Origin of the sequence: Flavobacterium sp. (assembly GCF_044377315.1) — a bacterium.
In the GTDB taxonomy this organism is placed as follows: Bacteria; Bacteroidota; Bacteroidia; order Flavobacteriales; family Flavobacteriaceae; genus Flavobacterium.
Genome location: NZ_JBILJG010000001.1, coordinates 1 through 15,464 on the forward strand (window position 1 = coordinate 1; position 15,464 = coordinate 15,464).

Annotated in this window: 15 protein-coding genes; 7 read left to right on the top strand and 8 right to left on the bottom strand. The window is 33.8% G+C overall.

Annotation, left to right across the window (positions count from 1 at the left end; genetic code table 11):
• The 4 genes from ACIQ66_RS00005 to ACIQ66_RS00020 form a co-directional block, all read left to right on the top strand.
• A partial coding sequence (locus ACIQ66_RS00005) for an NAD(P)/FAD-dependent oxidoreductase (RefSeq protein ID WP_396210763.1) occupies positions 1-1,011 on the top strand: 1,011 nt, incomplete at its 5' end.
• A 31-nt stretch (positions 1,012-1,042) separates the two neighbouring features.
• On the top strand, positions 1,043-1,243 hold the full coding sequence (locus ACIQ66_RS00010) for a hypothetical protein (protein ID WP_396210764.1): 201 nt from the start codon (positions 1,043-1,045) through the stop codon (positions 1,241-1,243).
• A complete protein-coding gene (locus ACIQ66_RS00015) occupies positions 1,233-1,694 on the top strand; it encodes a nucleotidyltransferase (protein WP_396210765.1) in 462 nt (153 codons plus the stop codon). Before ACIQ66_RS00010 ends, ACIQ66_RS00015 begins: the two co-directional genes overlap by 11 nt.
• Positions 1,694-2,026 (top strand): ferredoxin, encoded by a 333-nt coding sequence (locus tag ACIQ66_RS00020; RefSeq protein WP_396210766.1) that lies wholly within the window; start codon positions 1,694-1,696, stop codon positions 2,024-2,026. Before ACIQ66_RS00015 ends, ACIQ66_RS00020 begins: the two co-directional genes overlap by 1 nt.
• 40 nt (positions 2,027-2,066) lie before the next feature.
• On the opposite strand, the gene ACIQ66_RS00025 is transcribed toward ACIQ66_RS00020, so the two are convergent.
• From ACIQ66_RS00025 to ACIQ66_RS00055, 7 genes are all read right to left on the bottom strand, one after another.
• On the bottom strand, positions 2,067-2,765 hold the full coding sequence (locus ACIQ66_RS00025; RefSeq protein WP_396210767.1) for an SGNH/GDSL hydrolase family protein: 699 nt from the start codon (positions 2,763-2,765) through the stop codon (positions 2,067-2,069).
• 45 nt (positions 2,766-2,810) lie between these two features.
• Complete coding sequence (locus ACIQ66_RS00030; RefSeq protein WP_396210768.1) at positions 2,811-3,593, bottom strand: DUF3050 domain-containing protein; 783 nt, start codon at positions 3,591-3,593, stop codon at positions 2,811-2,813.
• Positions 3,594-3,878: 285 nt separating this feature from the next.
• A complete protein-coding gene (locus ACIQ66_RS00035; RefSeq protein ID WP_396210769.1) occupies positions 3,879-5,057 on the bottom strand; it encodes an acyl-CoA dehydrogenase family protein in 1,179 nt (392 codons plus the stop codon).
• Between the two features lie 128 nt (positions 5,058-5,185).
• A complete protein-coding gene (locus ACIQ66_RS00040; protein WP_396210770.1) occupies positions 5,186-5,893 on the bottom strand; it encodes a hypothetical protein in 708 nt (235 codons plus the stop codon).
• A gap of 74 nt (positions 5,894-5,967) precedes the next feature.
• Complete coding sequence (locus tag ACIQ66_RS00045; RefSeq protein ID WP_396210771.1) at positions 5,968-6,630, bottom strand: tRNA1(Val) (adenine(37)-N6)-methyltransferase; 663 nt, start codon at positions 6,628-6,630, stop codon at positions 5,968-5,970.
• A 111-nt stretch (positions 6,631-6,741) separates the two neighbouring features.
• Entirely contained in the window at positions 6,742-7,266 is a 525-nt protein-coding gene (rimM, locus tag ACIQ66_RS00050) for a ribosome maturation factor RimM (RefSeq protein WP_396210772.1), read from the bottom strand.
• Positions 7,267-7,278: 12 nt separating this feature from the next.
• On the bottom strand, positions 7,279-7,899 hold the full coding sequence (locus ACIQ66_RS00055; protein WP_396210773.1) for a 30S ribosomal protein S16: 621 nt from the start codon (positions 7,897-7,899) through the stop codon (positions 7,279-7,281).
• Positions 7,900-8,099: 200 nt separating this feature from the next.
• Here ACIQ66_RS00055 and ACIQ66_RS00060 point away from each other — a divergent pair, with 200 nt between their 5' ends.
• The 3 genes from ACIQ66_RS00060 (at position 8,100) to dnaE (ending at position 13,911) form a co-directional block, all read left to right on the top strand.
• Complete coding sequence (locus ACIQ66_RS00060; protein ID WP_396210774.1) at positions 8,100-8,594, top strand: DUF6252 family protein; 495 nt, start codon at positions 8,100-8,102, stop codon at positions 8,592-8,594.
• A 142-nt stretch (positions 8,595-8,736) separates the two neighbouring features.
• Positions 8,737-9,090: an RNA recognition motif domain-containing protein gene (locus ACIQ66_RS00065; protein WP_396210775.1), complete on the top strand. Its 354-nt coding sequence runs from the start codon at positions 8,737-8,739 to the stop codon at positions 9,088-9,090.
• Between the two features lie 282 nt (positions 9,091-9,372).
• The gene (dnaE, locus tag ACIQ66_RS00070; RefSeq protein WP_396210776.1) at positions 9,373-13,911 is read left to right on the top strand and encodes a DNA polymerase III subunit alpha; all 4,539 of its coding nucleotides are present in this window, start codon (positions 9,373-9,375) and stop codon (positions 13,909-13,911) included.
• Between the two features lie 103 nt (positions 13,912-14,014).
• Here the strand turns inward: dnaE and tyrS are convergent, their stop codons facing one another.
• Entirely contained in the window at positions 14,015-15,310 is a 1,296-nt protein-coding gene (gene tyrS, locus ACIQ66_RS00075) for a tyrosine--tRNA ligase (RefSeq protein ID WP_396210777.1), read from the bottom strand.
• Positions 15,311-15,464 lie beyond the last annotated feature (154 nt).

Here is a 15,464-nt window from a genome sequence, read left to right on the forward strand (position 1 = left end):
GGTTTATTCACCGTTTTTGAAGCAGGATTATTACAATTAAAATGTCATATCATTGACGCACTTCCGCAACCTGGCGGACAACTTGCCGAACTTTATCCAAAGAAACCAATCTTTGATATTCCAGGTTATCCCGAAGTTTTAGCAGGCGATTTAGTCACCAATTTAATGGAACAAATCAAACAATTTCAACCAGGATTTACCTTGGCTGAAACGGCTGAAACTATTGATAAATTACAAGACGGAACTTTTATTGTTACTACAAACAAAGGAACAAAACATCACGCAAAAGCGGTTGCTATTGCAGGTGGTTTAGGAACTTTTGAACCAAGAAAACCACAATTAGAAAACATTGCTTTCTACGAAGAAAAAGGTGTTGAATATTTTGTAAAAGATCCAGAATTATTCCGCGATAAACGAATTGTAATCGCTGGTGGTGGAGATTCTGCTTTAGACTGGAGTATTTTTCTTTCCAATGTCGCTTCAAAAGTAACTTTAGTTCACAGAAGAAACGAATTCCGAGGTGCTTTAGATTCAGTTGAAAAAGTGCAAGAATTGAAAAAACTTGGAAAAATCAATTTGATTACACCAGCAGAAGTTGTTGCCATTAACGGAAAAGACCATGTTGAAAGTATTGTTTTAGAAAACGAAGGCGTTCAGCAAGTTTTTGAAACCGATTATTTTATTCCACTTTTCGGATTAACTCCAAAATTAGGAGCAATTGCCAATTGGGGATTAGAAATTGAGAAAAATGCCATCAAAGTAAACAACGCATTAGATTATCAAACCAACATCGACGGAATTTATGCAATTGGTGACGTAAATACCTATCCAGGAAAATTAAAATTAATTTTGTGTGGTTTCCACGAAGCAACATTAATGTGTCAAAGTGTTTACAACCGAATTAATCCGGGTAAAAAATATGTTTTAAAATACACAACAGTTTCAGGAGTTGACGGATTCGACGGAACCAGAAAAGAAGCAGAAAAAGCAGTTGTAAAATCGATTGATTAAATTTTTATATTTGTTTCATTAAAAGGAATTTATGGAAAATTTTAGAATGGATAGATCAGTTGTTACAAAATCTACTTTTGATGAAGCAGACGATCATGTTACTTACTACAAAAATAAAACACCACTTGAGAGACTAAATCATGCTTGTTTTATTATAAACTCTATTTTTAATGTAACTCAATTTACTAAAATTGATAGAAAAGTAACATTTGCACGAAAACATGTCAAATAATATTTTTAATGTAGATTTTTTAGAGTTCCTTGAGCTTTTATCAAAACACAAAGTTGAGTTTTTATTAGTTGGTGGATACGCTGTTGTGCTTCACGGTTATATTAGAAGCACAGGAGATATGGATTTGTGGATAGAACGAACAGATGATAATTATAAGAAATTAAAAAAGGTTTATTTAGATTTTAGTGCGCCCATATTTCCAGAGGAACAATTTTCAAATCCTAAATTTAATGTTTGGGGAATTGGAGTTGAACCATCTAAAATTGAAATTCTTACTCAAGTTGATGGGTTGCAATTTAATGAAAGCTATAAAAATCGCAACTATTTTAATATAGATAAATTGCAAATTCCTTACATCGATTTTGAAGATTTAATTAAAAACAAATTGGCATCAGGAAGATATAAAGACTTGGCAGACATAGAACAATTAAAAAAACTAAAAAAAGAATAATGCCACAAGATATTACCTTAAAAATAACCGACCGAAACGGACAAACTCACGAAATTCAAGCGCCAACAGACATGAATTTAAATGTCATGGAAGTCATTAGAATGTATGAACTAGCCGAAGAGGGAACCGTTGGTGTCTGTGGCGGAATGGCAATGTGTGCATCATGCCAATGCTATGTTTTAAACGATGTTATTTCATTAGAAAGAAATCCCGATGAAGAAGCCATGCTTTGGGAAGCCTATCATGTAAAAGAAAATTCTAGACTAGGTTGCCAAATACGAATTACAGAAGAAATTGACGGTCTAGAAATTCAAATAGCACCAGAACAATAATTCAAATCATTCATGCTTAGCTTTTTGAGGCATAATTGTTTTACAACCCCAAAACCACTTTCGCTTTAGGAAAAATTCTTTCCACAAATTTTGAGTAAGCAAGTTCTGACGGATGTAAACCATCACTAGCTACTAAATTAGGTTGTGCTAATCCTTGTCTTGTAATATCAGTAATGTTTACAAAAGTGATATTGTTTTGAATACAATAATTTTCTGCAAAAGCGTTGTAAGCGTCAATTTGTGACGAAATTGTTGTGTTTCCGTTTCCAAAGGGCGTGTAAGCATAGTCTGGTATTGAAACTACAATTACATTTGCTTTTATTCCTTTTACTTTAGTAACGGCAATGTTTACCAATTCAGGAAACTCTAATTCGTATAAACTAAATGGCCGGTTTTGATACTGATTGTTTACACCAATTAATAATGTTACAAAATCATAGTCATTTGAAGGACTCTGAGCAGAAATAGCCGATTTTAAATTGGTTGTCGTCCATCCTGTTTGAGCAATTATATTCGTTATAAAAACATCCTTGGGAGTAAGATTATTTTTAAGTTCTGTTTGTAATTGAATTGGGAATCGACAAGTTTCACAAACACTTTGACCTATTGTATAACTATCGCCAAGAGCTAAATACTTGATAATTTTGTTGGGCTCGGGATTGGTGGTAGAAATGTTTTCTGTGCTACAACCTATCAAGAGCAATACTAGAAATAACGTAACATTATGTTGAATTTTCATAATTTATTACTAAGTATTTGCAATTAAAAAAAATGAAATCTAGTTTTATACCATTTCCAATTTCTGTTCCACTTGCTCTTGTATCGCATTCCAAAGTCCGATTCTTTTTTCTAATGCTTGAACAGAAACTTCTTCAACTTCTTTCCATTTTTGTTCAGAATCACCGCAAAGCTCGGTTATCATTTGCATTGCCATTGGGCCATGTTCATCAGCATCTAATTCAATATGACGTTCAAAATAATAAATTAGTTTTGATAAATCGGTTTCAGGGAAATTATTCTGAAAGTTTTTTAAGATTTCGGTAAACATACTTGGAATCAAATCTTCTCTACCAAAAGTAAAAGCTGCAGCAATTTTATGAGGTTTTCCTTCGTCAATAATTCTAAAAGTGAAGTTTAAAAACTCTTTTACATTGAGATGCAACTCACTTTTTTTGATTGAAACGAAGATGTTTTTGGTTTCGTTTACATTTTCTAAAAATGCTAAAACTTGTGCTGTGTTGGCGCCACAATCTTCCATAGCATCCACGTACATTTCAAAATGCGAAAGGCGTTTTCCATCAAGTGTTAAATCGGTTTCTTCTGCAACAACAATTTCGTTTATTAAATACCTTGCTTCTGGGTTTGCTGTTGGCAACCAAGGTGTTGTTGTACAGGTTAACTTTTCTTGAAGTGCTTTTAGTAGCGACATAAAATCCCAAACGGCAAAAACGTGATTTTCTAAAAAGGTGTGTAAATGCTCAACTGTTTTTACTCTTTCATAAAGCGAATGTTGTAATAATTGGTCTTTTTGAGGTTGAATACTAGTATTTATAGTTTCAATTTTCATGGCTATTTTTTGGTTATTTACAAATTTATTGTAATTTCAGTATGTTATAAATACAAATGTAAAAAAGCTTCTCGAAAATGAGAAGCTTTTTATATCAATTTTATTTATTGTTTAATCTTTATACTTCCTAGTAACCAAAAGAAAACTCTTTAGCCCCGATTGTAGAGAAAATACATGCTTTTGGGCAAATGTTGTAACGAAAAGCGGGAAAATGGATTGCTAAATGCCTAAGCCACCTGCCTTACAGCAGGCAGGTTCGCTCCAAAAAAATTGGAATTTGGAATTTTACTTAAAAGCAGGAATTCCCGTGATATCGGCACCAGTAATCAATAAATGAATGTCATGCGTACCTTCGTAAGTAATTACAGATTCTAAATTCATACTGTGACGCATGATAGAATATTCTCCTGTAATTCCCATTCCACCAAGAATTTGTCTTGCTTCACGAGCAATGTTTATTGCCATATCAACGTTGTTTCTTTTTGCCATTGAAATTTGAGCTGTAGTTGCTTTTCCTTCGTTTCTAAGAACCCCTAATCTCCATGTAAGTAATTGCGCTTTGGTGATTTCGGTAATCATTTCGGCCAATTTCTTTTGTTGTAATTGTGTTCCAGCGATTGGCTTGTCAAATTGGATTCTTTCTTTTGCATAACGCAAAGCCGTGTCATAACAATCCATTGCGGCACCAATTGCACCCCAAGCGATTCCATAACGAGCTGAATCTAAACATTGCATTGGCGCACCAAGTCCAGATTTTCCTGGCATCAAGTTTTCTTTTGGAACTTTTACATTATCAAAAATTAATTCTCCGGTTGCAGAAGCACGGAGTGACCATTTGTTGTGCGTTTCAGGGGTTGTAAAACCTTCCATTCCACGTTCAACAATTAATCCGTGAATTCTTCCTTCTTCATTTTTTGCCCAAACTACAGCAACATCTGCAAAGGGAGCGTTTGAAATCCACATTTTGGCACCATTCAATAAATAATGGTCGCCCATGTCTTTAAAGTTTGTTGTCATTCCACTTGGATTCGAACCGTGATCTGGTTCTGTCAATCCAAAACAACCCATGAATTCACCAGTAGATAGTTTAGGTAAATATTTCATTCGTTGTTCTTCAGTTCCAAATTTCCAAATAGGATACATCACTAAAGACGATTGAACTGATGATGTAGAGCGAACTCCAGAATCACCTCTTTCAATTTCTTGCATAATTAATCCGTACGAAATTTGGTCTAATCCTGCTCCACCATATTCTTCTGGAATATAAGGCCCAAAACCCCCAATTTCTCCCAAACCTTTAATTATTTGTTTTGGGAATTCAGCACGTTGAGCATAGTCTTCTATAATTGGAGACACTTCTCTTTTTACCCATGCACGAGCAGAATCGCGCACTAATTTATGTTCTTCTGTTAGCAAATCGTCTAACAAGTAATAATCTGGAGCTTGAAATAAATCTGGTTTCATAATTATTGTATATTGTAATGTTTTATATTGTACATCGATTTTACGAAAACGTTTGCAAAGTTAATTAAACATATTTTAGAAAATGTTTAACAATTGTTATTTTTGGGAGAAATTTTTAAAAAAATCATTTATAAGCGATCAAAAGCTTCTTTTTTTTCAAATAAAAAATTTACTATTTTGAATTCATTTCCTTCTAGCGCCAACTTACTTGCATCTGAATCTGCTTCACAAAAATCTAAAAATCTAAAATAATCTTTTTCATCAAGTTTTAGTGTTTCAAAAAGAAAAGATTTAGTAATATTATCTGTTATATATTCTTTAAAATTGACAGTTATAATTGGTTTCTTTTTCTTGAATAGTTTGCCTATTAATTTTCCAACAGCAATAAAGTCTATTCCATTTATAGTTTCACCTGTATAAACACCAGTTTGATTAGCTCTCATAGTTGCATTGTAACTATTCATTCTTCCTGATTCTGCTATTTCAGTTGGCGAAACAAGCTGCTCTTTTTTTACAATAACTTCTTTTAATTCAGTTACTTTTTTATTTACAGATATAGAAAGTTTTTCTTGAGAAAGTAGATTTGATGTAATATAGATTTTTTTCTCAAAGTATTCCTTGGCAATTATTACTAATAAATCATTAATATTTACGGCAATAGTAAAATCTCCAAACTCATCAGAAACTACTACTTTTTTGGTTCTTATGTTTACGATTTCTGCATTAGAAAGTGATAAATTATCGCTAACTATTTTCCCTTTTAAAACAGTTTTAGACTGAGAGAAACTAAAAAAAGAAATTAAAAACCAAAAAAGAAGGAAAAATGGCTTTATCATTTACAAAAGTGTTTTAAAATACTAATGTAAGAATTATTGAATCAGTTACTTATAATAAAAAGTTAAAAGAATTTTTACATTTTCAAATAAAATTCCTTAGTCAACTCAATATATTCATCGGTATATTGATGTCTTGAAGTTTCAATAACCAATTCGTCAGCTGTTAAAACAGAAAGTTCGTAACGCTTAAAAGCAAGTAAACTTCTAACAATTGGAGTTGTGTGTGAACCTTTTACACGAGTAACTTTCACAGGAAAAAGTTCTAATTGTGAGCACAAACCAATAAATTTTTCTTCTTCTTTAAAAGGAATAATTACGGCAAAAATTCCATTTTCAGATAATAATAAATCAGCAGCTTCGACTAATTCTTCAAAAGGCAAAGCGTCTTGAAATCGTGCTAAATCACGCTGATAATCATCCGTTTTATAATTTTCAGAATAAAATGGCGGATTGGAAATGATTAAATCATATTCATCTTCTGGTTCGTCAACAAACTCATCCAAACCTGCGTGAAAACAAAACAATCGATCACTCCAAGGAGAACTCTCAAAGTTTTCTACACATTGTTCGAAGGCTTCTTCGTCAATTTCTAATGAATCAATTTGTTCAGCATTGCTTCGTTGAGCTAACATCAATGACAAAATCCCAGTTCCTGCTCCAATATCCAAAACCGAGAAAGGGTTATTATCAATCGGACACCAAGCGCCAAGTAAAACACTATCCGTGCCAATTTTCATTGCACATTTGTCTTGTCGAATAGAAAATTTTTTGAATGAAAACAAAATGATTGTTGATTGAAAATTAACGAATGTTGATTTTAGAATTCTGAGAACTGCGACTGAAACTATTTATAAGTACATTTCTACCAAACCTTCTGGTAAATCCATAATTACTTTCTTATTCTCTCTATCGATTTTAACTAAAAACTGATCAATCATAGGAACAAGAATCTCCACATTGCCATTAATCACCTCAAAAAGTGGTTGTGCTGAAGTATCATTAATAGAAACAATTTTTCCAAAAACACCTAAACGGTGGTCTTCAATTTCAAAACCAATAACTTCGTGAAAGTAGAATTTGTTACCCTCAAGTTTTGGCAACATTGTAAGCGGTAAGTAAACCTCGCAACCTAAAATTCTGTCAGCTTCTTCTTCGCTGTCAACATCTTCAAATTGTACACGAAGAAAATCATTCTTATGTAAGTTGCTATTTTCAATAAAAAATGGAACCAAATTCTTGTTGAAGTCAACAAAAACTGATTCCATATTTTCATATAATTCGGGTTCATCAGTATCTAAATAGATAAGCACTTCCCCTTTGAAACTAAATTTTTTAGCGATTTTGCCTAAGTAGAAACAATCCTCTTTACGCATTATCGCAATTTATTAAGCTTCTGTTTCTTCGCTAGCTTCTTCAGTAGCTGGAGCTTCTTCTACAGCTGGAGTTTCCTCAACTGCAACTTCTGCAACAACCTCTTCAGTAGTTTCTACTGCTACTTCTTCAATAGTTTCTTCTGCTACTTCTTCAGTAACTTCTGGTGCCTCAGCAGCTTTTGCAGCTTCTAAAGCAGCATTAGCACGTTTTTCATTAGCAACAGTTTCAGCTTTTAATGCTTTAGCTTTCGCTTCAGCTTGTTTTTTAGACAACCCATCTTTTTTAGCATCAACTTTACCAGATTTAGCTTCTAACCAGGCAGCTAATTTTGCATCAGCTTGTTCTTGAGTCAATGCACCCTTACGAACTCCACCATCAAGGTGATGTTTCAATAAAGCACCTTTGTAAGAAAGAATTGCTCTGGCAGTATCCGTTGGTTGAGCACCATTGTGTAACCATTGAACAGCTGATTCAAGGTTTAATTCAACAGTTGCAGGATTTGTGTTCGGATTGTAAGTACCTATTTTTTCTAAGTATCTACCATCTCTTTTTGAGCGAGCATCTGCCGCTACAACCCAGTAAAAAGGTTTCCCTTTTTTACCATGTCTTTGTAATCTAATTTTTACTGACATAATCTATTTGATTAATTTGAGGTACTCGACCTCGATTATTTTTAAGGGTGCAAAGATATAAATTATTTTTAATTATACCACAACTACTTAAATTTTTCGCGTTAATAAAGTTGTTAAAGTTCCAAAAAATAAATTTTATGATTTTTTTTAGAAAATTCTATTAAAAAAACTATTTTTGACAAATATTAATTAATTCAATAATGAAAAAAATTGCCTCATTCTTATTAGTCGTATTAATTTTAAGTTCTTGTTCTGAAGAAATTAAGTTTAATTATGTTGCCTTTCAAGGGCTAAAAAACAACAGTCTATGGAAAGCTTTTGACTATAATGCTGTAATAGCCACCAATGGCTCACTTACTCTACAAGGAACTTACTTGCAAGAAAATTTAACTATAAATTTAAATTCTGCCAACAAAGGTGTTTATACTTTTACAACTCTTAGCAACCCTAAAGCGACGTTTACATCTATACAAGAAGATTTTACTAATGTATTTAAGACCAATCAAACTAATAATTACGGTATTGGGGACGATATTATTTCCGGAGAAGGAACTTTACAAATTACCAAAAATGATGGAAAAACAATTTCTGGTAAATTTAGTCTAACACTTGTAAACGAAGATGAGGAGTCAGATTTAAGAAAAGTAGATTTTACCGAAGGAAATTTCAATAATATTCCAATAACAAAACTATAATTTTCTAAAAATAAACTAGTTATACAAACCGCTTTTTTAAGGCGGTTTTTTTATTTTAGTTAAAATAAATGACAAAAGAGCTCAAATAAATCTTTTGCTTTAAAAAATAGACTACATTTGTTTAATATTTAAAAAAATACATATGAACATTTTTGTTGGAAGTCTTCCATTCAGTATTGAGGAAGCAGATTTAAGAGAGTCTTTTGAGGCTTATGGAGCAGTTGATTCTGTAAAAATTATTAGTGATAAATTCACAGGTAGAAGTAAAGGTTTTGGTTTTGTTGAAATGCCAAATGATGATGAAGCACAAAAAGCTATCGACGAATTGAACGGAGCAACTGTTCAAGGTAGAGCAATTGTTGTAAACAAATCTGAGCCAAAACCAGAAGGTGAAAGAAGAAGTTTCAACAACAACCGTGGAGGTGACTCTAGAGGAGGAAACCGTGGCGGTGGTTATGGTGATAATCGTGGTGGAGGAAACAGAGGAGGTTACTAAATCTCACTTTTTCCCAATATAAAATAATAAACCATTCGTTTTCGGATGGTTTTTTTTGTTTTTAGAAGCGAACCTGCCTGCCGTTATGCAGGTGACTCGGGCTTTATCAGCAATCCACATTCTTGTCTCGTCAATTTTGACGAGAGGCTATTTAGCCATCCATTTTTACTTTTGTTAATAACTAAAATTCATAAATTATTTTGTAAATTGTACTTTTGAACAAAGTCAAAACAGCACTTTTTTGACATTGATTATTGCAATTGACATTGATTTTTGAAAAATATGTATTTAATATTCGACACCGAAACCACTGGTTTACCAAAGAAATGGGCTGCACCTATATCAGACACAGACAACTGGCCAAGATGTATCCAAATTGCTTGGCAACTTCATGACGATATGGGAAACCTTGTCGAACATCAGGATTATCTAATAAACCCTGAGGGGTTTAATATTCCTTATGATGCTGAGAGAATTCATGGAATTTCAACCGAATTAGCTCAACAAAACGGTATTGAGCTTAAAGAGATGTTGGAAAAATTCAATATTGCTTTATCCAAAACCAAATACATTGTAGGTCAAAACGTTGGTTTCGATGTAAATATTATGGGTTGCGAATTTTATCGTATGGGAATAGATTCGCCAATGACCCAAATACCTGTTTTAGATACTTGTACAGAAGTCACAGCATCACTTTTAAAATTACCTGGCGGTCGTGGAGGAAAATTCAAATTGCCAACATTAACCGAGCTTCACCAATATCTTTTTAACGAACCATTTGCGGAAGCACACAACGCAACTGCCGACGTTGAAGCTACAACACGTTGTTTCTTAGAATTAATTCGTACCGAAGTTTTCACCAAAGAAGAACTCGATGTAGAGCCTGAATATTTTGAAGATTTTCAACTTAAAAACTCAAGGTCAATTCAGTTAATTGGTCTAAAACACATTAATCTTAAAGAAGCGTCTGATGAAATCCGTCAGCAATTTGGTGAAAAAGAGAATGCTCCAATTTCCAAAGAAACACTTTCCGAAAACAAACAAATTTTAATCGATACCGATTTTGTTCATCTTCACAACCATACTCAGTTTTCGGTTTTGCAATCAACTGTTGCGGTAAAAGATTTGGTTGCTGCTGCTGTAAAAAATAAAATGCCTGCTGTTGCCATGACTGACATAGGGAATATGATGGGCGTTTTTCATTTTGTTCGCGACATTTTATATCACAATAAATCGGCTGAAGCCAAAAATGTTGCAGCTATCGAAGCTGGCGAAATACCAACTGAAACCGTTATAAAACCAATTGTAGGTTGTGAATTTTTTGTTTGCGATAACCACAAAGACAAAACCCGAAAAGACAACGGATATCAAATAGTCTTATTGGCAAAAAACAAAAAAGGCTATCATAATTTGGCCAAAATGGCATCAATTGCTTATACCGATGGATTTTATTATGTGCCAAGAATTGATAGAGAAATCATAAAACAGTTCAAAGAAGATATTATCGTTCTCTCTGGAAGTTTGTATGGTGAAATTCCAAATAAAGTTCTAAATCTCGGTGAAAATCAAGCAGAAGAGGCACTTCTTTGGTGGAAAGAACAATTTGAAAACGATTTGTACATCGAATTAATGCGACATAATCAAGAAGATGAAACTCGCGTTAATCAATCACTGATTTCATTAGCAAAAAAACATGATGTAAAACTGGTAGCAACCAATAACACATTTTACATTAATAAAGAAGATGCCAACGCACACGATATTCTACTTTGTGTTCGTGATGGCGAAAAACAATCTACGCCAATTGGTCGTGGTCGTGGTTACCGTTTTGGTTTGCCAAATCAAGAATATTATTTCAAGTCGAGTGAAGAAATGAAAAAAATCTTCGCTGATTTACCAGAAGCTATATCCAACATTACTGAAATAGTTGATAAAATAGAAATTTTCAATTTAGCTCGTGAAGTTTTGCTGCCAAAATTTGATATTCCAGAAGAATTTTTAGCAGAAGAAGATAAAAATGATGGCGGAAAACGAGGTGAAAATAAATACCTTCATTATTTAACTTTTGAAGGCGCCAAAAGAAGATACAAAGAAATAACACCAGAAGTTCAAGAACGCATTGATTTTGAATTGCTAACAATAGAAAATTCAGGCTACCCTGGTTACTTTTTGATTGTACAAGATTTCATAGCCGAAGCCCGAAAAATGGGAGTTTCTGTTGGTCCAGGTCGTGGTTCTGCTGCTGGTTCAGTAGTTGCTTATTGTCTCGGAATTACCAATATTGATCCATTACTATACAATCTGCTTTTTGAGCGTTTCCTAAATCCAGACAGGGTTTCACTTCCCGATATTGATATCGATTTTGATGATGAAGGAAGAAGTAAAGTTATGGATTATGTGATTCAAAAATACGGATCTAAACAAGTAGCGCAAATTATTACTTATGGTACTATGGCTGCAAAATCATCGGTTCGTGATACAGCGAGAGTTTTGGATTTACCGCTTTTTGAAGCCGATAAAATTGCCAAATTGATTCCAACCAATTTGAATTTGGCTAAAATATTTTCAATGGATGATGCTAAGCTAAAAGCGGCTTTACGTCCAGAAGATTTTGATAAAGTAAAAGAATTAATTGCACTTGGAAACGCTACCGATTTAGGCGGAGAAACCATTCAACAAGCTCAAATTTTAGAAGGAAATCTTCGAAATACAGGTATTCACGCTTGCGGAGTTATTATCACACCAGACGACATTACCAATTTCGTTCCAGTGGCAACAGCAAAAGATTCTGATTTATACGTTACCCAATTTGACAACTCGGTTGTAGAAAGTGCCGGATTGTTAAAGATGGATTTCTTGGGATTAAAAACCTTAACATTAATCAAAGACACCGTAAAGTTGGTCAAATATCGCACAGGAATTGAACTCAATCCTGACGAATTCCCGATAGATGATTTAAAGACTTATGAACTTTTTCAACGCGGCGAAACTGTTGGTATTTTCCAATATGAAAGTCCCGGAATGCAAAAATATATGAAGGAATTAAAGCCAACGGTATTTCCTGATTTGATTGCCATGAATGCACTTTATCGTCCAGGACCAATTGCATATATTCCAAGTTTTATTAAACGTAAAAACGGTGAAGAAGAAATTGTTTACGATTTAGATGCCTGCGAAGAATTACTAAAAGACACCTACGGAATTACCGTTTACCAAGAGCAAGTAATGCTTTTGTCGCAAAAATTAGCCGATTTTTCCAAAGGTGATGCCGACGTTTTACGTAAAGCAATGGGAAAAAAACAACGTGATGTTTTGGATAAAATGAAGCCAAAATTCATTTCGCAAGCAGCTGCCAAAGGACATTCGGAAGAAAAACTAGAAAAGATTTGGAAAGACTGGGAAGCTTTTGCCGAATATGCATTCAACAAATCGCACTCTACTTGTTATGCTTGGATTGCTTATCAAACGGCTTACTTAAAAGCCAACTACCCAGCCGAATACATGGCAGCGGTTTTATCCAACAACATGAACGATATTAAACAAGTTTCGTTCTTTATGGAAGAATGTAAACGAATGGGATTAAAGGTTTTAGGCCCTGATGTGAATGAATCGTATTATAAATTTACGGTAAATAACGAATACGCTGTTCGTTTTGGAATGGGTGCTGTTAAAGGTGTTGGTGCCAATGCTGTTGATACTATTGTTCAAAACAGAAAAGATGCCCCTTACAAATCGATTTTTGATTTAGCTAAAAAAATTGATTTGCGTGCTGCCAACAAAAAAGCATTTGAAAGTTTGGCTTATGCTGGCGGTTTTGATTGTTTTCATGAAACACACCGAGCACAATATTTTCATATAGAAGGCGAAGGAGTTACGTTTTTGGAAAAAGCAGTGCGCTTTGGTTCCAAGTTTCAAGAAAACGAAAATTCATCGCAAGTGAGTTTGTTTGGTGAAGCAAGCGATGTTCAAATAGCCGAACCAATTGTGCCACCATGTGAAGAATGGAGTACAATGGAAAAATTGGCAAAAGAAAAAGAAGTTGTCGGAATTTATATTTCAGGACATCCGCTTGACGATTATCGATTTGAAATGAAATATTTCTGTAATTCAAAGTTGGCACATTTAAAAAGCTTAGAATCCTTAGTTGGGAAAAATCTAACTTTTGCAGGTATCGTAACCAATGTGCAATACCGAACTGGAAAAAATGGAAAAGATTGGGCAATGTTTACTTTAGAAGGTTATGATGAAAGCCATGATTTTAGAATTTTCAACGAGGAATATCTAAAATTCAGACATTTTCTGGTAAACAATCAATTCATTTACTTTAAAATCAATGTAAAAGATGGTTGGTTAAATCGTGAAACGGGCAAAAAATCTGATCCGCAAATTAATTTTCAAGATGCTAAATTGTTAGCCGATGTATTAGCAATATTTGCCAAAAAAATTTCTATTCAATTGAATATTTACGATTTGAAACAAAATTTAATTCAGCATTTAAACACTGTTTTTCAAGCCAATAAAGGCGATAACCAAGTTAGTTTTGAAGTTTTAGAAATAGAAAAAGTCATCAAAAAAACAGAAGTAATTCCCGTAAAAGAAGTGCTTCCTGTAGAAAATGACACCGAAATCGACATAGACAATTTAGACATCGAAACCGAAATGGAGGATGATGAAGTAGTAATTGCTGAAACGCCATCAGAAACAGAGCACGTAAAAGTTATTACTTCGTTAGTGTTACCAAGTAGAAAAGTAAAAGTAAAAATCTCTACTGATTTGCTAAACGAACTTGAAAGATTACAAGTTAATTTCAAATTGAATTAAAAACACTTACTTTTAAAAAAGTAACATAAATGAAATTTGACAAGAAATCTAACTTCCGACCGAGAACTTCATAATTTTCAAAAGCATATTGATAGTTGTGAAATTATTTAACTCTAATCACAAAATAATTTTTCTTGCCACTTTGCAACAAAACAAACTGGTTATTGATTAAGTCGTTTGATGTCAATTTAAATTCCTCTGTAACTTTAGCTTTATTTACCGAAATCGAATTGGCACTCAAAGCGCGTCTTGCTTCACCATTTGACTTCATAAAACCAGTTTTTTCATTCAAAACAGTTACAATATCTATTCCAGCCTCAATATCCGCTCTTGAAATTTCTGCTTGAGGAACACCATCAAAAACTTCCAAGAAAGTCGCTTCATCTAAGTTTTTCAAATCATCAGCCGTTGCATTTCCAAACAAAATAGCCGAAGCGTGAATTGCTTTGCCTAACTCTTCTTTTTCGTGCACAAATACTGTTACTTCTTCGGCTAATTTTCGTTGCAACACTCTCAAATGAGGTGCTTCATGATGCTCTGCAATCAAAGAATCGATCGTGCTTTTATCTAAAAAAGTAAAAATCTTGATATATTTTTCAGCATCAACATCGGTTGTGTTCAACCAAAATTGGTAAAATTTATATACCGAAGTTTTATCAGCCGTTAACCATATATTTCCGCCTTCCGATTTTCCAAACTTAGACCCATCTGCTTTTGTAATCAAAGGACAAGTCATTGCAAATGCTTTGGCACCTTCACCATTCATTCTTCTCACCAATTCTGTTCCAGTAGTGATATTTCCCCATTGGTCGCTTCCTCCCATTTGCAACAAACAATTATATGTTTTATACAAATGATGAAAATCATAACCTTGAATCAATTGATAAGTAAACTCCGTAAAACTCATTCCTTCGCCTTCTCCAGCCAAACGTTTTTTTACCGAATCTTTTGCCATCATGTAGTTTACCGTAATGCGTTTACCAACATCGCGAGCAAAATTTATAAACGAGAAATCCTTCATCCAATCGTAGTTATTTACTAAAATCGGAGCATTTGTAGCAGTCGAATTAAAATCTAAAAAGCGAGACAGCACTGCTTTTATTCCAGCTACATTTTTATCTAAAGTCGCTTCGTCTAATAAATTTCTTTCATCGCTTTTTCCCGACGGATCACCAATCATTCCAGTTGCGCCTCCAACCAAAGCAATCGGTTTATGTCCAAATTTTTCTAAATGAACCAACAAAATAATCGGTACCAAACTTCCTATATGCAACGAATCGCTCGTTGGGTCAAACCCAATATACGTGGTGGTCATTTCTTTAGTCAGTTGTTCTTCGGTGCCAGGCATCATATCGTGCACCAATCCGCGCCATTGTAATTCTTCTACTAAATTATTCATCTCACTAAGATTATATTTATTTAAGGTGTTCGATGCAATTGCCTTCGGCTTCATGCCATCGTAAAAACTATAATTTGCGCAAATATAACGAAAGTCAATGGCAATGCCAATTTCAAAAAAAATTTAAAAATTAGGAGCGAACCTGCCTGCCGGC